Source organism: Leisingera sp. ANG-M6, assembly GCF_000813905.1.
Taxonomy (GTDB): Bacteria; Pseudomonadota; Alphaproteobacteria; order Rhodobacterales; family Rhodobacteraceae; genus Leisingera.
In genome coordinates, this window is sequence record NZ_JWLG01000017.1 from 235,069 (window position 1) to 252,219 (window position 17,151).

Sequence of the window (17,151 nt, forward strand, 5' to 3'; positions counted from 1 at the left end):
GCTGCTCAAATGTCTACAAGCGGCCTGCTTCGCGGAACCAGGGCTCGATCTGCGCCCGCACATAGGTCCAGACATCCGGCGCGCCACGGCTGACCTTGCCGCCGACCCGGGCATCGAGCTGCGGCAGGCTGACGTCATAATCGACCCAGCTTCCGCCGCCGTTCAGCAGGTTCAACAGCACCGGCTGCACTCGGTCGATTGATTTCGCAAATACGGCATCGGGGCTGTTCGCGGCCTCGAACTCTTCCCAGATTGCCCGAATGGGCTTGCCTTGCTCCGCGGGCAGCATTCCGAACAGGCGGTCTGCGGCGGCTTCTTCCTTGGCTGCCAAAGCGGCAAGGGCTGCGGGGTCTATCACCCCGTGGATCGGCGCATCGCCTGCGTCGATCTCTACCAGATCATGCAGCAGCAGCATCTGCAGGACACGATCCACATCAATTGACTCAGTGCTGTGCTCCGCCAGCACCCAAGCATACAGCATGATGTGCCAGCTGTGCTCCGCCGAGTTTTCATGCCTCGACCCGTCGCCGAGCTTGGAGGCACGGGTCACCAGTTTCAGCTTGTCCGCCTCATTCAGGAAGGGCAGGCGGGCGGTCAGGCGGCTGCAATCGTGCCCTGTGTCTTCCCCCAGCAGCGACAGCGCGTGGTGGAATGCCTCTGGCAGTTGTTGCTCCAGAGCTGCCGCCCGGCCGCCAAACAGGTTCTGCCGGACCACATCGACATGCCAGTCCAGCGGTGCGGCGCCATAGAGCGTTTGAAAGATCGGCTGGCAGTGATCCACCCGCTTGGCAAATTGTGCGTCGGGGCTCTCGGCGGCTTCGAACTCGTGCCACAGGGACATGAATTCAGTGCCTTGGTCGGCTGGCAACAGTCCAAACAGCCGCTGCGCAGCAGCCTGTTCTGCCATTGCAACGGCTTCCCAGTCGACTTCATCGGTAATCGGGTGGTCGCCTGCGTCGATCTCAACCAGATCGTGCAGAAGCAGCATGCGGATGGCGCGGAATACATCCACTTCAGGCGCTGCAAAGGGAGAAAGGACCAGAGCATAAAGCGCCAAGTGCCAGCTGTGCTCGGCGGAGTTCTCGCAGCGGCTGCAATCGATGATCAGGTTCTGGCGCTCAATCCGGCGAAGCTTGTCAGCTTCCAGCAGAAAGGCAAACTGAGCCTCCAGGCGGGCACTCACGCCTCACCTTTGGCGCTGACCTGTGCCTGCAGCTCGGCGACTTTCTTGTTGAGAAAGTCGCGCGCTTTGCGTTCTGCCAGGCGTACCCGGATTTCGGTTAGAAACGCTTCTTCGAGCGATTGGGAGGCGGCGCCAAGAACTTGGCCCACCTCCACGTAAAACCGCTCTTCACCACTGGCGTCCTGCACCTTGAGGGTATCGACCGCCAGTTTCTGGGCCAGCGTTTCGATGGTGCCGCTCATCAGCGGGTGTTCTCCGTCAGGCGGCGTTTCACGTAATCGGAAACAGTGCCGATCATCGTGTCCATATGCGGCTCCTGGAAGAAGTGATCCGCACCCTCCACCTCGGTGTGGGTGATGGTGATGCCCTTCTGCTCATGCAGCTTGCCGACTAGGCTGGCAGTGTCCGCGGGCGGGGCCACACGGTCAGCGGTGCCATTGATGATCAGGCCCGAGGACGGGCAGGGCGCCAGGAAGGAGAAGTCATACATATTGGCCGGCGGCGCAACAGAGATGAAGCCGGTGATCTCCGGGCGGCGCATCAAGAGCTGCATGCCGATCCAGGCGCCGAAGGAGAAGCCCGCAACCCAGCAATGCTTGGAGTTGGAGTTCATCGACTGCAGGTAATCCAGCGCCGAGGCGGCATCGGACAGCTCACCGACGCCCTGGTCGTATTCGCCCTGGCTGCGGCCGACGCCGCGGAAATTGAACCGCAGAACCGTGAAGCCCATGTTGTAGAACGCATAGTGGAGGTTGTAGACCACCTTGTTGTTCATGGTGCCGCCAAACTGCGGATGCGGGTGCAGCACGATGGCGATCGGGGCGTCTTTTTCTTTTTGCGGGTGGTAGCGGCCTTCGAGGCGGCCTTCGGGTCCAGGAAAGATGACCTCGGGCATGGGCGGTTAAAATCCTACTCTCGTTGTCGGGTCTGCCGGCAGAATACTTGACGGGTTCGGTCAGGCATCTTAGAACAGTTCTAATCACGGGCGCTGGCCTCGCCATACACCGTCAGGCTGAGATACGCACAGTCGGAGGGAAGGTCAATGTTTTCGCACTCGCGCCCTGGTTTCGAGGGGTAAATTATGAAGCTTTCCACAAAAGGGCGCTATGCGATGGTTGCGCTGGCGGATATCGCGCTGCAGCCGCAGGGTGATCTGGTGCCGCTGGGCGACATTTCCAAGCGTCAGGACATTTCGCTGCCCTATCTGGAGCAGCTGTTTGTGAAACTGCGCCGCGCCGGGCTGGTCGAGTCGGTGCGCGGCCCGGGCGGCGGCTACCGTCTGGCGATGCCTCCATCCGAGGTGCGGGTGGTGGATGTGCTGTCGGCTGTGGATGAAACCGTAGACGCCATGCACAAGGGGGCAGGGGCATCCGGCGCTTTGTCGGGCAGCCGCGCGCAATCGCTGACCAACCGTCTGTGGGAGGGCTTGAGCGCGCACGTCTATGTGTTCCTGCACCAGACCCGTCTGTCGGATGTGATCAAGAACGATCTGGCTCCTTGCCCGGCTGTGCCCAGCCTGTTTGCGGTGGTGGATGACTGACGTGGAGTGCGCCGTATCCGAAGCAAGCAGCCCGGATAGGGTGTATTCCGCGCAAAAACTGCGCGGAAGCTTTGCCAATTGGGGCAAGGCAGCTTATGACGCGGCAGCTGCCCGCGAAAAGATGACTCTATGAAACGTGTTTACCTCGACCATAATGCCACCGCCCTGCTGCGGCCTGAGGCGAAGGCGGCGATGATTGCGGCGATGGAGGTCTGCGGCAACCCGTCGTCGGTGCATGCCGAAGGCCGGGCTGCAAAGGCGCTGGTGGAGAAGGCGCGGGCGCAGGTGGGTGCAGCTTTTGGTGCGGACGGGGCGGATATCGTGTTCACCTCCGGCTCAACCGAAGGCGCAGCGCTGGCGCTGGCCGGACGCGGACTGCATGGCGCGCCGGTGGAGCATGATGCAGTGCGGGCTTGGACCGTCGAGGACTTGCAGGTCACTGGTGACGGTGCGGTTCAGATCAGCGATCCGGCGCAATCCACAGTTCAGCTGGCCAACTCCGAAACCGGCATTGTGCAGACACTGCCAGAGGGATTGGCCGTCACCGATGCCACCCAGGCCTTTGGCAAACTGCCGGTGGCGTTCAACTGGCTGGGCGCGCAAATGGCGCTGATTTCAGCGCATAAGCTGGGTGGCCCCAAGGGCATCGGCGCCGTGGTGATGAAACGCGGCACAGATCTGCCGGCCCAGATCAAGGGCGGCGGCCAGGAAATGGGGCGCCGCTCCGGCACCGAAAATATCATTGGAATCGCGGGCTTCGGCGCCGCAGCTGAAGCAGCTGCAAAAGATTTGGCAAATGGTGTCTGGGACAGGGTTGCAGAACTTAGAAATATTCTAGAAAAGGCGCTTGTGTCTGGCGTAAGCCATACTATTTTTGTCGGGAAGGATCAGAAGCGGCTGCCGAACACCCTGTGTTTCGCAACGCCGGGCTGGAAGGGCGAAACCCAGGTCATGCAGATGGACCTTGCAGGTTTTGCCATCAGCGCCGGCAGCGCCTGCTCCAGCGGCAAGGTGCGCGCCAGCGCGGTGCTGACCGCAATGGGATATGACGAGGCCACAGCCCAAGGCGCCGTACGGGTGTCGCTGGGGCCGGAGACAACGGAAGAAGACGTGCTGCGCTTTGCCGAGGCGTGGCTGCAGAAAGAAAAGAAACATCGCGCCCGCGCGGCGTGAGTGAGGAGATGACAATGGCCGCTTTGGACCAGACCCAAGTCAAGGAAGGTGTTGACCAGGAGACCGTGGATGCGGTGCGCGAGGTCGGCGGTGCTTATAAATACGGCTGGGAAACCGATATCGAGATGGAATACGCGCCCAAGGGCGTGAACCCCGATATCGTCAAGCTGATCTCGGAAAAGAACGAAGAGCCCGAATGGATGACCGAATGGCGCCTGAAGGCTTTCGAACGCTGGGAGCAGATGGACGAGCCGAACTGGGCGATGGTCAGCTACCCGGAAATCGACTTCCAGGACCAGTATTACTATGCCCGCCCCAAGTCGATGGAAACCAAGCCCAAATCGCTGGATGAGGTCGACCCTAAGCTGCTGGCGACCTACGAAAAGCTCGGTATCCCGCTGAAAGAACAAATGATTCTGGCCGGCGTCGAGGGCGCGGGCGAGACCCCGGAAGAAGGCCGCAAGGTTGCCGTGGACGCGGTGTTCGACTCCGTTTCCGTTGGCACCACCTTCCAGAAGGAGCTGAAAGAGGCGGGCGTTATCTTCTGCTCGATCTCCGAGGCAATCCGCGAGCATCCCGAACTGGTGAAGAAATACCTCGGCTCGGTGGTTCCGGTCTCCGACAACTTCTATGCGACGCTGAACTCCGCTGTGTTTTCGGACGGTTCCTTTGTCTATGTGCCGCCGGGCGTGCGCTGCCCGATGGAGCTGTCGACCTATTTCCGTATCAATGCTGAAAACACTGGCCAGTTCGAGCGCACCCTGATCATCGCCGACAAGGGCTCTTATGTCTCCTACCTCGAAGGCTGCACCGCACCGCAGCGCGACACCGCGCAACTGCACGCCGCGGTCGTGGAAATTATCATCGAGGAAGACGCCGAGGTGAAATACTCCACCGTCCAGAACTGGTATCCGGGCGATGAGAACGGCAAGGGCGGCATCTACAACTTTGTGACCAAGCGCGCCGATTGTCGCGGAGACCGCGCCAAGGTTATGTGGACCCAGGTAGAGACCGGCTCCGCCGTGACCTGGAAATACCCCTCCTGCATCCTGCGCGGCAATGAAAGCCAGGGCGAGTTCTACTCGATCGCCATCGCCAACAACATGCAGCAGGCCGACACCGGCACCAAGATGGTGCATCTGGGCAAGAACACCAAGTCGCGCATCGTGTCCAAGGGCATCTCGGCCGGCAAGGCGCAGAACACCTACCGCGGTCTGGTGTCGATGCACCCCAAGGCGAAGAATTCGCGCAACTACACCCAGTGCGACAGCTTGCTGATCGGCGACAAATGCGGGGCGCACACGGTTCCCTACATCGAGGTCAAGAACAACTCCTCCCGCGTGGAGCATGAGGCGACCACCTCGAAGGTGGATGACGACCAGCTGTTCTACTGCCGCCAGCGCGGCATGGACGAGGAAGAGGCGGTGGCCCTGGTGGTCAACGGCTTCTGCAAGGACGTGCTGCAGGCGCTGCCGATGGAGTTTGCCATGGAAGCCCAGCAGCTGGTTGCGATCTCGCTGGAAGGGTCTGTGGGTTAAGTCATGCAGAACGGGGGCGGCCAAAGTCAAATGGAACGACTGAATGTCGCGCCCGGTGTCTGGGCTGATGTCGACAAAGGAAATGCAGAGATTCTAAAGACTGGGGCACTATTTGCCTTCCTGATTGGAGTTTCCGGCGGATTCAGCGTCACATCATTGATCGAGTCAAAAGACGCTGATGCTGCCTGGATCTTGTTTTGCGTTGGATACGGTGGATTTGGCGCGGTGGGCATGATGGTTGGCCTTATTATCGGGTCAATTCGAGCAGGGCGGCGGAAAAACACTGGAGAGTCAAAATGATCGTCACAACCACACCAAACGTCGAAGGTTACCAGATTGCCGAATACAAGGGCATCGTGGTGGGTGAGGCGATCATGGGTGCCAATGTGGTGCGCGATGTCTTTGCCTCGATCACCGACATCGTCGGCGGCCGCTCCGGTGCCTATGAAAGCAAGCTGCAGGATGCGCGCGAAACCGCGCTGGCAGAGCTGGAAGACCGCGCCCGGGCCAAGGGCGCAAACGCCGTTGTGGGCGTTGATCTGGATTACGAAGTGGTCGGGCAGTCCATGCTGATGGTCTCGGCCAGCGGCACCGCAGTGGTGCTGGGATAGGAATGAAACGGCCCCAACGGGTCATGGGAATATCGCGGGCCGAAGGCCTGCTAGACATGTGAGACGAGGAAGAAAATGCTCGAAATCAAGAACCTGCACGTCAAACTGGAAGACGAGGAAAAGCAGATCCTGAAAGGCGTCGATCTGAAGGTCGAAGCCGGCAAGGTGCATGCGATCATGGGACCGAACGGTTCGGGCAAATCCACCCTGTCTTATGTCCTGTCGGGCCGCGACGGCTATGAGGTCACCGATGGCTCGGCTGAGCTGGAAGGCGAAGACATCCTGGAGATGGAGCCGGAAGAGCGCGCCGCAGCGGGCATGTTCCTGGCGTTCCAGTACCCGGTGGAAATCCCCGGCGTCGGCAACATGACCTTCCTGCGCACCGCGGTGAACGCGCAGCGCAAGGCCCGCGGCGAAGAGGAACTGTCGGCCTCCGACTTCCTGAAGGAAGTGCGCGCCAAGGCGAAGACCCTCAAGATCGACGCCGAGATGCTGAAGCGCCCGGTCAACGTCGGCTTCTCCGGCGGTGAGAAGAAGCGCAACGAGATCCTGCAGATGGCGATGCTTGAGCCGAAGCTGTGCATCCTGGACGAAACCGACTCCGGTCTCGACGTCGATGCGATGAAGCTGGTGGCCGAAGGCGTCAACGCCCTGCGTGACGAGGGCCGCGGTTTTCTGGTGATCACCCACTACCAGCGCCTGCTGGACCACATCAAACCCGACGTGGTGCACATCCTGGCGGGTGGCCGCATCGTCAAGACCGGCGGCCCCGAGCTGGCGCTGGAAGTCGAAAACAACGGTTACGCCGGCATCCTGGCAGAGGAGGCGTAAATGGCCCTGCCCGAAGTCAAGCAAAGCGCAACCGAGGCGCGGCTGTCGGCGCTGACCCTGCCCGAAAGCGGCTGCCTCAAGGCGGCCCGCCAGGCAGCGCTGTCGCGGGTCCAGACCATGGGCCTGCCGTCGCGCCGCGATGAATACTGGAAATACACCAAGCCGGACACGCTGGTGCAGGCGGATGCGCCCAAGGCAGCCGTGTTCCACGCAGACGAAGTGCCGATGTTCAATGCGTTTGAGCGTCTGAACATTGTCTTTGTGGACGGTTTGTTCGACGCCGAGGCCTCCGACGATCTGGCGCTGGAAGGCCTGACCATCGACCGGATCGAGGATATCTGCTGCAAGGATATCCATTGGGCCAAGGACCTGTACGGCGTTCTTGAGGCGCGCGGCCAGACCCCGGTGGAACGTCCGCTGGCGGCATTGAACACCGCCTTTGCCAGTGATGGCGTGGCGATCCGGGTGACCGGCAAGGTCTCGAAGCCCTTGAACTTCACCTATGTGCATTCGGATGAAAACTCTGACGCGATCCTGCACCATGTGATCCGCGTGGAAAGCGGTGCCGAGGTGACTGTTCTGGAGAACGGCCCGGCTGCGTCGCGCTTCAACAAATGCATGGAGATCGACATCGCCGATGGCGGCACGATGCATCTGGTGCGCGCCCAGGGCCGCGACCACGAGCGCCGTGCGGCGACCCATCTGTTTGCGCGTCTCGGCACCGAGTCGGTTTTCAAGTCCTTCACCCTGACCGTGAACGGCGTGCTGACCCGCAACGAGGCGGTGATTGAGCTGACCGGCGACGACGCTGTGGCCCATATCGCAGGCGCCTGCGTGGGCGACGGCGACTTCCACCACGACGACACCGTCTTTATCACCCATGACGCGGTGAACTGCGAAAGCCGCCAGGTGTTCAAGAAAGTGCTTCGCAACGGTGCCACCGGTGTGTTCCAGGGCAAGATCCTGGTGAAGGAAGGCGCGCAAAAGACCGACGGGTATCAGATTTCCCAGTCGCTGCTGCTGGATGACGACAGCCAGTTCCTGGCCAAGCCTGAGCTGGAAATCTATGCCGACGACGTGGCTTGCTCGCACGGGTCCACCTCTGGTGCGATTGATGAGGAAGGCCTGTTCTACCTGCGCTCCCGCGGTGTCCCGCATGCGGAGGCAACCGACCTGATGACACTGGCCTTCCTGGCTGAAGCGGTGGATGAGATCGAGGACGCGGAGATCGCCGCCGATATCGTTTCCCGCCTCGAAGGCTGGCTGGCCCGGCGCCGCTGATGTCCGTCACAACGGATATCCCGGCAACCTACAAGGGGCCGCGCAAGGTATTTGCGCGGCTTCTGAGCATGGGCGCCCGCGAGGACCGGTTGCTGGTGTTTCTGCTCGCGGGCTGCGTGCTGACCTTTGTCGCGCAGATGCCGAAACTGGCGCGCGAGGCGCATCTGACCGGCCAGGAGCTGAACATGCTGCTGGGCGGATCGCTGCTGGCGCTGGTCTTTATCGCGCCGCTGCTGCTGTATGTTCTGGCGCTGGTAGCCCATTGGATCGCCCGCGCCATGGGCGGGCAGGGAGACGCCTACCGTGCGCGGCTGGCCCTGTTCTGGGCCTTTCTGGCAGCCAGCCCGCTGATGCTGTTGAACGGGCTGGTGGCCGGATTCATCGGCCCCGGTCCGGCCCTGACCCTGGTGGGCATCCTGTGGTGCGCCGTGTTTTTCTGGTTCTGGGTGTCAGGCATGATCCAGGGCTATTGGACCAAACCATGAATGCGCTGGCCTCCTTTGCCCTCTTGACGCTCAAGTCACCGCGCGATGCTGCGCATCAGATCCTGGCGCGGGATTGGCCGCGGGAGGCACTGTGGACCGCCTTCCTGCTGTCGGTGGTGCTGAACACCTGCGTCTACACGGTTCAGAAAATCCTGTTCCCGCTGCCGCCAGAGGTTCTGCTGCCGCGTTTCTCGCCAGGCGTTTACTTCGCCATGGTGCTGATCCTGCAGCTCTGCTTTATCGCCATGCTGTCCTCGACCGGCCGCTGGCTGGGCGGGCAGGGCAATCTATCCGCACTGTTGGCCCTTGTCACTTGGCTGCAGCTGCTGCAGGCGGGGCTGAACGGTGCCATCGTGGTTGTGTTTCTGGTGATGCCTTCCCTGGCCGCACTGCTGAATATTGCGGCCAACATTGTTGTGTTCTTCATCCTCCTGCATTTCGTAAACGCGGCGCACCGTTTTGGTTCCGTTTGGCGCTCGCTGGGGGTGGTTTTGATGGCCAGCATGATCCTGGTCTTTGCTCTTCTCTTTATCGTGGGTCTGATCGGCCCAGCCAATCTGGGACTTCCCGAAAATGTATGACCTGGAAAAAATCCGTGCCGACTTTCCGATCCTGTCGCGGGAGGTGAACGGCAAACCGCTGACCTATCTCGACAACGGTGCTTCGGCCCAGAAACCGCAGGTGGTGATCGACGCTGTAACCAAAGCCTATGCGGAGGAATATTCCAACGTTCACCGCGGCTTGCACTTTCTTTCCAACCTCGCAACTGAGAAATACGAAGCTGTCCGCGGTATCATAGCGCGGTTCCTGAATGCCGGCGACGAGAACACCATTGTACTGAACTCCGGTACCACCGAGGGCATCAATCTGGTTGCCTACGGCTGGGCGATGCCACGATTTGAAGCAGGCGACGAGATCGTCCTGTCGGTGATGGAACACCACGCGAATATCGTGCCCTGGCACTTCCTGCGCGAACGTCAGGGCGTGGTGCTGAAATGGGTGGACACCGCTGCGGATGGCAGTCTCGACCCGCAGAAGGTCGTTGATGCGATTGGCCCCAAGACCAAGCTGGTGGCCGTCACCCAGTGCTCCAACGTGCTGGGCACCGTTGTGGATGTAAAGGCGATCACCCAGGGCGCCCATGCCAAGGGGGTGCCGGTTCTTGTCGATGGCTCGCAGGGCGCTGTGCACATGCCGGTCGATGTGCAGGATATCGGCTGCGATTTCTACGCGATTACCGGGCACAAGCTCTATGGTCCCTCCGGGTCCGGTGCGATTTATATCAAGCCGGAACGCATGGCGGAGATGCGCCCCTTCATCGGCGGCGGCGACATGATCAAGGAAGTCTCCAAGGAGCAGATCATCTACAACGATCCGCCGATGAAGTTCGAGGCCGGCACGCCGGGCATCGTGCAGACTATCGGCCTGGGTGTGGCGCTGGAATACATGATGGATCTTGGCATGGACAATATTGCCAAGCATGAGGGCGGCCTGCGCGACTATGCGATGCAGCGGCTGACCGGATTGAATTGGATCAATGTGCAGGGGCAAGCGCCTGGCAAGGCTGCAATTTTCAGCTTCACCATGGAAGGTGCGGCACACGCCCACGATATCTCTACTATCCTCGACAAGAAGGGTGTCGCAGTGCGCGCCGGCCATCACTGCGCCGGGCCGCTGATGGACCATCTTGGGGTTTCCGCCACCTGCCGTGCGTCCTTTGGTCTCTATAACACCAAGGAAGAAGTCGACACCTTGGTCGACGCGCTGGAGCTGGCGCACGAGCTGTTTGCTTAAGCTTTTCACCTGACAATCAAAAAACGGCACCCGTGGAGGTGCCGTTTTTTTTCTTTCAGGCTTTAGCCCTGGATCTTGTCTTCGCGCAGCGGGCAGGACAGGTAAACGCCGAACTCCTTGCCCACATCGCAGCTGACCCGGGCGTGCACCTTGCCTTGCCGGTCGAGGAACCGTTGGCTGTCTTGCACCGGAAAGATCCCCTCGTGCCAGATATTGGGGTGGATGTAGAGCCCCTTGGACCCGTCACACCAGAACGCCACGACTTTCTCCGGTTTCAGATCATCCCCGGGCAGCGCCGCGGGAATGATGAAGGGTTTGTTGTCCAGCGGATAAAACAACTGGCCGCCGTCGGGGTGATAGTTCATGTGCCATAGCAGAACCTGATCCCGTGCTGCGGTCTGAGCTTCAACCTGTGCCGTCTGCGGGTCGGTGGACCAGCCTAGCACATAGTTGCCGTTGACCGCTTCGTTCTCGCCATAGAGCACGTCGCCGCGCCAATCACCGCGGAAAGTGCCCTCGACCCAGCCGGCCTCGTCGCCCGTGCCTTCGTCAATCGGCCGCCAGCCTTGCGCGGGCCACTGCACGATTTCGATCTCAAAACTTTCCGGATCGTCCACCAGGCAGCCATACCCCTTGACGATTTCCTCGGTGGCCCGGATCAGCGGAACCTCATGCCAGGGCAGCGAAGGTTTGGTGCTGGCCTCGAAGATATACTCGGGCGCGCTCATTTTGCGGAACCTCCCGTTCCCATGTGCTTGTCCACCATCCGCTGGACCATCGGCGCAAAGTGCCAGTAATCCGGAGTGTCCATGTCGTCCCGCTTTCCAGCCTCGTCCAGATAGCGCACCGCGATGATCTGCTTCAGGTTCGGGTTCTTCTCAAACTCGGCAACTTCCTCTGCATTCATCGGTCCGCCCTGCAGGTTCAGGGAATGGATCGAAGCCTCTGACAAACGGTTGAAATATTCCGGCTTGGTGGCGCAGAGATAGCGCTTGGCAGCCACGTGATAACGGACGCAGTCGGTGATCACAGAGGGGAAGAACTGCTCCAGCACCTCGGCTCCGGCTTCCTCATGGTAACGGTCCTCGGTGTCGTCCATGGAGAATGTTCCGAATTCGCTGGTGAAATGGCCGATATCGTGGAGGAGCGCCCCCACGATGATCTCTTCCGGCTGGCCGTTCTGCTCAGCGATGGTGGCGCCTTGCAGCATGTGTTCGGCCATGGTGACCGGTTCGCCCAGGTATTCCTCATCGCCGCGGCGGTCAAAGATGCCGCCGATGAAGTCGACGATATTGTCCCGGTTCAGCTGGCTGACGTCTGGCTTGCTCATGTCTCAGCTCTCCAGCTGCGCGTTCAGCACGTTCAGGGTCGACAGCAGCCCGTCCTTGTCCGCGTAGCAGCCCTGCAGCCAGCGCGATCCGGAGCCGGAGTAGCCGAGGCGAGCGTGCATCACCCGGGTGTTGTCGACGATGAAGCTTTCGCCCGGCTCCAGCTTGAAGGAGACGCCCATGTCCGGATCGTCGATGAATTCACCCAGGCGCCGGTAGGCGGCGTAGTAGGCCTCCATCTTGTCAAAGGGAATGTCGACAAACGGGGCAGAGGATCGGTTGTTGAAGCGCATCCCGATCATCTCGCCATCAGGTGACAGCTCGATCATCGGTCGGCGGGAGCGCAGATGCACACCGTCGGACCCCTTGTATTCAAACCGGGCCGGGTAGCCTGCCAGCAGGGCAAAGCCTTCGGGGTTTTCCGCCTTCAGCCGTTCGGCGGCGCGGAAACCGTCCACCACAATGCTGTCACCGCCTTCTGCAGAGTTCTCCAGGCAATAGAGGATCTGCAGGCTGGGTACCGGGTCGCGATAGGGGTTGTCGGTATGTGCCTGCAGGCCCAGGCCGGTGAAGGCCAGATTGGTCGGGTTCACCTCTGTGCGGACTTCGAAGTACTTGCCGTAGTTGGTTTCGCGCACAAAACCGAACATTTCAGCGTTCTCGATGAGGGCGCCTTCTTCGACCGGACCGTTCACCAGCTTGGCGAAACCCAGACGGGCGATCGCGTTCAGCCAATCGCGTTTGACGCTTGGGTCGGACTGCACTTTGTTCCAATCGAACGTGGGGGCCGGCAGGCCACTGTTCCAGGTCTCGATGCCCGGTGCCATGCGGCCAAATTCACTTGCCTGATCAACATCATAGGCGTGTGCCTTCAACCAGGCGCCCGGGAAGGCCACGGTCTTGCCTTCCGGTGCGAAGGTCACAGTCAGTGCGCCGTCTTCTACCAGTGCGGTGCTGATCTTGGTGTCTGCGGGAATGTCACCAATGGTGATCAGCCGCTGGCCGTTGCCAGGGGCGCGTGTTTCCGGGTCAAGCGCGTTGTCGCGCAGCCAGATCGCATGAAAGCGGCTTTCGAGGCCGTCTTCGAATGTCAGGGTCAGAAAGCTGCCGGATGCGTCAGCAGTTACGGAACGGGGCATGAGAGTGTCTCCGGTTGGCCTGGTTCTTACTTGCCTTGCTACCGCTGGTGAGCCATCAAGAGAACTACGGAAATTGGGGTTTGAGAGTTAGGTTTTCTAATGCCCAAGAAAGTTACCAAACAAGGCTTGCCGCCGCTGGACTGGCTCAAAGTGTTCGAGGCTGCAGGCCGTCATGGCAGTTTCACCGCCGCTGCGGAGGAGTTTGGGGCAACTCAGGCCGCCGTGAGCCAGCGGATCCGCAACCTGGAAGCTTGGCTGGGGCGGCAATTGTTCATCCGTTCAGCACGTGGTGTGACTTTGACGGTGGATGGCGAAAGCTACCTGCCGCTGGTCCATGATTCCCTTCGCGCGCTGGAGCAGGGCACTGAAAACCTGTTTGGCCATAGTGTTCGGGAACTGCGTATCGCTGCCCAGCCATCACATCTGGAAATGATTTTGTTGCCGGGGCTTACGGCGTTTTCTGAAAGTCATCCTGAACTGCAGATTGTGACGGAAACCGTGCCGAAGCGGTTGGACTTTGAAGCGGCGGATGGTGCGCTGCATATCCGCTACGGGCGCGGCAGCTGGCAGGGCCGAGCAGGTGTCCTGCTTGCCAATGAGGTTCTTCAACCGATGGCGGCCCCGGACCATACTGAGGACTGGCGTCAATTGCCGGCCATTGAGCTGCGCGGAGAACGGCCGGGCTGGAGCGAGTGGGCGCGGGTGACCGGAGAGCCGGCGCCGGAGGCCGGGCCGGTTTCGGTGGATTCCATGGCCCATGCCCTGCGAGCGGCCCGGCTTGGAATGGGGGTGGTCCTGGGATCCAAGGCGCTGGCGGCCAATTTGCTGCTGACCGGGCAATTGATCAGTCTGCCAGCCGCCGAATTGGCCACGATTGATGGCTATTGGCTGACTTGGCCGCCGGAACTAGGGAAAACAAAGCGGCAAAGTGACGTCCTGAAGGCGCTCACCAAGGCGCTAAGCGCTGATCTGGCGTAAGAGGGGGCTGCTTTTCAGGTCGGGAACTCGCCGATCTTGGCAAAATAAGCATCCAATATTGGCCGTGCACCGCGCTTACTGAGGAACGCGAAGCCAATTCTCGTGTCCTTCCGCCAGCGGGTTCGAACCTCAAACTCTGCGATATCTTCGATGGAGACAGATTTCAGCTCTGCCAGGCTAAAATTGTTTTGCCCCTCTGGCAGGCGGACGGCAAACCCACTGTAGCTGATGTTGTAAACAATGGCTTCCCGCACAGATCCGGACAAATTGACAGTGCAGGGCAAATTCAGACGAAGCCGGGGTTCTGTTGGTTTCGCTGTCCGGAAAATGGAGTTGGTCTGTACCATTCTGCCTCTATCGTCGCATTAGGAAGTATAGGCAGAGTAGCTAGCGGCGGACTCTTTAGATAGCTTTAAGAGCTTACAATGTTTTGAATTTTAAGGTGTATATGGCGCACCTGAGAGGATTCGAACCTCTGGCCTCTGCCTTCGGAGGGCAGCGCTCTATCCAGCTGAGCTACAGGTGCGTTGTTATGCCGGGGTATACCCGCGGTTGGTTGCCTCTGCAACGGGAAAAACTGCCTGTTTCCAATTTCCTGAGGCGGCCAAGAAATTGCGGCTGCGGCCGGATGCCCAGAAAAGAAAAAGCCTGCACCATTGGGCAGGCTTGCATTCTTGCAATGGAGGGCAGGGTTAGCCGCGCCAGGAGCGGACAACACCGCAATCCATATGCACAAAATTCGAACGGTGGTATTTACCAACACCGCCGGCGTGGCACGCTTCAGCCGCTTGCGCCATTTGCGAGACCGAGCGGGACGCCAGGCGAAGGTCGGCAGCCTGGCCGCGCATGTGCAGCGAGTTTTTTGCAACCCCGCGCGAGCGGCTGCGCAGCATGGCGTTGGTCTTGGGGCTGCGGTAGCCGGACAGCAGCATGTAGGGCTCATTCACATCCAGAAGATTGTGGGAAGCCGCCATGATGTCGATGGTGCGCAGATCCATATTCTTGACTTCATCGGTGCGCCAATCCCGCATGAAGTGGTTGATTTCCTTAACAGCGTCTTTGATGTAGTCGCCGTCGATCCAGTACACCATATCCAGGCGTTCGCCGGTGCGGCCTGAATACATGCGGATGCGCCGGATGTCTCCGCCGCCGCGAAGGAAACCTGCTGCATTGGAGAATGTTGGGGCTGCTGCCACTGCGGTTGCAGCAAATACACCCAAGAGAGAACGCCGGGAAATCCCCGTGCCCGTGGTTTTTGCCATTGTCACTGCGCCGTCCCGTACGCTTTTAGTCCTGCCTAGTCGCCCGATGTTACGGGCTCGCTAACAATTGAAGTTAACGTGCGGCATGTATGGCACACAGAGAATCCTGATCCAACATTTCTTTGCCGCGCTGTAACGGATATCCCGGTTTTCGGCGATTTCTTGCGCATAAGGGGAGGCGCATGGAACTTTTCCCCGCGACTGTTGCAGCCGGGTTTCATAGACGCGGCTTTGCTGCATCAAAGCTGACTTTTCGCAATTGTGAATGGACAACAGCGGCTGGCATTTACCAGAATTTCAGGTAGGCACTGCCAGAATTGACAAAAATCGGCGCAAGGACCGGAAATTATGACGCGTGCTTTTGCAGGAAACTTCTTGCCGGGATTCAAGGCCGGGCTGTTCGCCTTGGCACTGGGCGGACTGGCAGCCGGGGCGGTTTCCGGTTCGGCACAGGCTGAGGTTTCGGCGGCTTTCCGCCAGGCGGTCGCTGAAGCCGCCTATGGCAGCGAGGCTGTTGCGCAGTTCTATCGCGAAAACGGTTACCAGGCGATTTGGACCGGTCAGGATGAGGCCTCGCGCCAGCGCCGCAATGCATTGCTTGCGGCCCTGAACGAGACCCAGGCCCATGGGCTGCCGGACCGTTCAGCCGAAGTTGCTGCACTGATGCAGCAAATGCGCGACGTGCAGACGACCCGCGACATCGGCAATGTCGAGGCGGCGCTGAGCCAGGCACTGGTGGACTACGCCACTGACCTGCAGACCGGCCTGCTGGTTCCGTCGCGGATTGATGACGGCATGGTGCGTAAAAAGCATACGGTCGACGGGGCAAGCTTCCTGGCTGGAATCCGTGATACCCAGCCCTATGCCTATATGCGCAGCCTGGTTCCGGCATCGCCTCAGTACCGCGGTTTGATGCGGGAGAAGCTGCGGCTGGAGCAGATCATGGCAGCTGGCGGCTGGGGTCCGGCCGTGAATGCCAAGAAACTGGAGACGGGTGATCAGGGCCCGGCCGTTATTGCGCTGCGCAACCGGCTGATGCTGATGGGCTACCTGCCGCGCAGCGCCACCCGAACCTATGACGCGGCACTTGAGAAGGCGGTGCAGAGCTTCCAATCCGATCACGGCCTGGAAACCGATGGCGTGGCAGGTCCCGGCACAATTGATGAGATCAACAAGCCGGTCAGCGCGCGTCTGAAATCCATCATCATCGCGATGGAGCGGGAGCGCTGGCTGACGCCGGATCGCGGTGAGCGGCATATTCTGGTCAACCAGACCGATTTCACCGCCAAGATCGTCGACAACGGCGACGTGACCTTTGAGACCCGTTCGGTTATCGGCAAGAACACCCACGACCGCCGCAGCCCGGAATTCTCGGACGAGATGGAGCATATGGTGATCAATCCGAGCTGGTATGTGCCGCGCTCGATCATCACCAAGGAATATCTGCCCAAGCTGCAGAGCAATCCCAATGCTGTCGGCCATATCCAGATCACTGACCGGCGCGGCCGGGTGGTGAACCGCGGTTCCGCTGATTTTTCGCAGTACACGGCACGCAACTTCCCGTTCTCCATGCGCCAGCCGCCCAGCAGCCGCAATGCGCTGGGGCTGGTCAAGTTCATGTTCCCGAACAAGTACAACATCTACCTGCATGACACCCCGCAGAAGAGCCTGTTTGCCCGCGAAGTGCGCGCCTTCTCGCATGGCTGCATCCGCTTGGCCCAGCCGTTCGAGTTTGCCTACGCGCTGCTGGCTAAGCAGACCGAAAACCCCAAGGAGTTCTTCCACCGCATTTTGAATTCGGGCAGGGAAACCAAGGTTGAACTGGAGCAGAAAGTGCCGGTGCATATCATTTACCGCACCGCTGTTGTGTCCGGTAAAGGCCGCGCAGAATTCCGCCGCGATGTCTACGGCCGCGACGCCAAGGTCTGGTCCGCTCTGGAACGGGCAGGGGTGGTGCTGCCCAGCGTTCAGGGGTAAATGTCAGGCCCATACAGGATTATTCTGAAAG

At 60.3% G+C, this 17,151-nt stretch carries 20 protein-coding genes and 1 tRNA gene; 12 read left to right on the forward strand and 9 right to left on the reverse strand.

Annotated elements, in window-relative coordinates:
* Positions 1-13: 13 nt before the first annotated feature.
* Genes RA24_RS16165 through RA24_RS16175 form a run of 3 tightly spaced genes read right to left on the reverse strand, consistent with a single transcriptional unit; the run spans position 14 to position 2,078 of the window.
* Positions 14-1,183 (reverse strand): HD domain-containing protein, encoded by a 1,170-nt coding sequence (locus RA24_RS16165; protein ID WP_039192895.1) that lies wholly within the window; start codon positions 1,181-1,183, stop codon positions 14-16.
* Positions 1,180-1,425, reverse strand: coding sequence for a hypothetical protein (locus RA24_RS16170; protein WP_019296278.1), 246 nt, complete (start codon positions 1,423-1,425; stop codon positions 1,180-1,182). Before RA24_RS16170 ends, RA24_RS16165 begins: the two co-directional genes overlap by 4 nt.
* The gene (locus RA24_RS16175; RefSeq protein ID WP_019296279.1) at positions 1,425-2,078 is read right to left on the reverse strand and encodes an alpha/beta hydrolase; all 654 of its coding nucleotides are present in this window, start codon (positions 2,076-2,078) and stop codon (positions 1,425-1,427) included. Before RA24_RS16175 ends, RA24_RS16170 begins: the two co-directional genes overlap by 1 nt.
* A gap of 186 nt (positions 2,079-2,264) precedes the next feature.
* Here RA24_RS16175 and RA24_RS16180 point away from each other — a divergent pair, with 186 nt between their 5' ends.
* From RA24_RS16180 to RA24_RS16225, 10 genes are all read left to right on the forward strand, one after another.
* A complete protein-coding gene (locus RA24_RS16180; protein ID WP_019296280.1) occupies positions 2,265-2,723 on the forward strand; it encodes an Rrf2 family transcriptional regulator in 459 nt (152 codons plus the stop codon).
* A gap of 129 nt (positions 2,724-2,852) precedes the next feature.
* Positions 2,853-3,896 carry a cysteine desulfurase family protein gene (locus tag RA24_RS16185; RefSeq protein WP_039192897.1) on the forward strand — a complete coding sequence of 348 codons (1,044 nt, stop codon included), beginning with the start codon at positions 2,853-2,855 and terminating at the stop codon, positions 3,894-3,896.
* Between the two features lie 14 nt (positions 3,897-3,910).
* Positions 3,911-5,434, forward strand: a complete 1,524-nt coding sequence (sufB, locus tag RA24_RS16190) for a Fe-S cluster assembly protein SufB (protein ID WP_039192900.1) — start codon at positions 3,911-3,913, stop codon at positions 5,432-5,434.
* Between the two features lie 30 nt (positions 5,435-5,464).
* The gene (locus RA24_RS16195; RefSeq protein ID WP_152612857.1) at positions 5,465-5,734 is read left to right on the forward strand and encodes a hypothetical protein; all 270 of its coding nucleotides are present in this window, start codon (positions 5,465-5,467) and stop codon (positions 5,732-5,734) included.
* Positions 5,731-6,045: a heavy metal-binding domain-containing protein gene (locus tag RA24_RS16200; protein ID WP_008560327.1), complete on the forward strand. Its 315-nt coding sequence runs from the start codon at positions 5,731-5,733 to the stop codon at positions 6,043-6,045. The genes RA24_RS16195 and RA24_RS16200 overlap by 4 nt, the downstream gene beginning before the upstream one ends.
* Positions 6,046-6,120: 75 nt before the next feature.
* Positions 6,121-6,876, forward strand: a complete 756-nt coding sequence (sufC, locus tag RA24_RS16205; protein ID WP_039171088.1) for a Fe-S cluster assembly ATPase SufC — start codon at positions 6,121-6,123, stop codon at positions 6,874-6,876.
* Positions 6,877-8,157 carry a SufB/SufD family protein gene (locus RA24_RS16210; RefSeq protein WP_039145905.1) on the forward strand — a complete coding sequence of 427 codons (1,281 nt, stop codon included), beginning with the start codon at positions 6,877-6,879 and terminating at the stop codon, positions 8,155-8,157.
* Positions 8,157-8,642 carry a YIP1 family protein gene (locus RA24_RS16215; protein WP_039145907.1) on the forward strand — a complete coding sequence of 162 codons (486 nt, stop codon included), beginning with the start codon at positions 8,157-8,159 and terminating at the stop codon, positions 8,640-8,642. Before RA24_RS16210 ends, RA24_RS16215 begins: the two co-directional genes overlap by 1 nt.
* The gene (locus tag RA24_RS16220; protein WP_039192905.1) at positions 8,639-9,223 is read left to right on the forward strand and encodes a YIP1 family protein; all 585 of its coding nucleotides are present in this window, start codon (positions 8,639-8,641) and stop codon (positions 9,221-9,223) included. Before RA24_RS16215 ends, RA24_RS16220 begins: the two co-directional genes overlap by 4 nt.
* Positions 9,216-10,436: a cysteine desulfurase gene (locus RA24_RS16225; protein ID WP_039192907.1), complete on the forward strand. Its 1,221-nt coding sequence runs from the start codon at positions 9,216-9,218 to the stop codon at positions 10,434-10,436. The genes RA24_RS16220 and RA24_RS16225 overlap by 8 nt, the downstream gene beginning before the upstream one ends.
* Positions 10,437-10,498: 62 nt before the next feature.
* Here the strand turns inward: RA24_RS16225 and RA24_RS16230 are convergent, their stop codons facing one another.
* From RA24_RS16230 to tmpA, 3 genes are read right to left on the reverse strand one after another with little or no spacing between them, the layout of a single operon-like run.
* A complete protein-coding gene (locus tag RA24_RS16230; RefSeq protein WP_039192909.1) occupies positions 10,499-11,164 on the reverse strand; it encodes an ureidoglycolate lyase in 666 nt (221 codons plus the stop codon).
* Entirely contained in the window at positions 11,161-11,766 is a 606-nt protein-coding gene (gene tmpB / locus RA24_RS16235) for a (R)-1-hydroxy-2-trimethylaminoethylphosphonate oxygenase (RefSeq protein WP_019296290.1), read from the reverse strand. The genes RA24_RS16230 and tmpB overlap by 4 nt, the downstream gene beginning before the upstream one ends.
* A gap of 3 nt (positions 11,767-11,769) precedes the next feature.
* Positions 11,770-12,903: a 2-trimethylaminoethylphosphonate dioxygenase gene (gene tmpA / locus RA24_RS16240; RefSeq protein WP_039192910.1), complete on the reverse strand. Its 1,134-nt coding sequence runs from the start codon at positions 12,901-12,903 to the stop codon at positions 11,770-11,772.
* A gap of 99 nt (positions 12,904-13,002) precedes the next feature.
* On the opposite strand from tmpA, the gene RA24_RS16245 reads away from it, so the two are divergent.
* Positions 13,003-13,881, forward strand: coding sequence for a LysR family transcriptional regulator (locus tag RA24_RS16245; protein ID WP_039192913.1), 879 nt, complete (start codon positions 13,003-13,005; stop codon positions 13,879-13,881).
* A 14-nt stretch (positions 13,882-13,895) separates the two neighbouring features.
* On the opposite strand, the gene RA24_RS16250 is transcribed toward RA24_RS16245, so the two are convergent.
* From RA24_RS16250 to RA24_RS16260, 3 genes are all read right to left on the reverse strand, one after another.
* Positions 13,896-14,228, reverse strand: a complete 333-nt coding sequence (locus tag RA24_RS16250; RefSeq protein ID WP_082020377.1) for a PilZ domain-containing protein — start codon at positions 14,226-14,228, stop codon at positions 13,896-13,898.
* A gap of 102 nt (positions 14,229-14,330) precedes the next feature.
* Positions 14,331-14,407 (reverse strand) — tRNA-Arg (locus RA24_RS16255).
* A gap of 166 nt (positions 14,408-14,573) precedes the next feature.
* On the reverse strand, positions 14,574-15,143 hold the full coding sequence (locus RA24_RS16260; RefSeq protein WP_029204823.1) for a YcbK family protein: 570 nt from the start codon (positions 15,141-15,143) through the stop codon (positions 14,574-14,576).
* A gap of 348 nt (positions 15,144-15,491) precedes the next feature.
* Between RA24_RS16260 and RA24_RS16265 the strand changes: the two genes are divergently transcribed.
* Complete coding sequence (locus RA24_RS16265; RefSeq protein WP_039192916.1) at positions 15,492-17,120, forward strand: L,D-transpeptidase family protein; 1,629 nt, start codon at positions 15,492-15,494, stop codon at positions 17,118-17,120.
* The last annotated feature ends 31 nt before the right edge of the window (positions 17,121-17,151 follow it).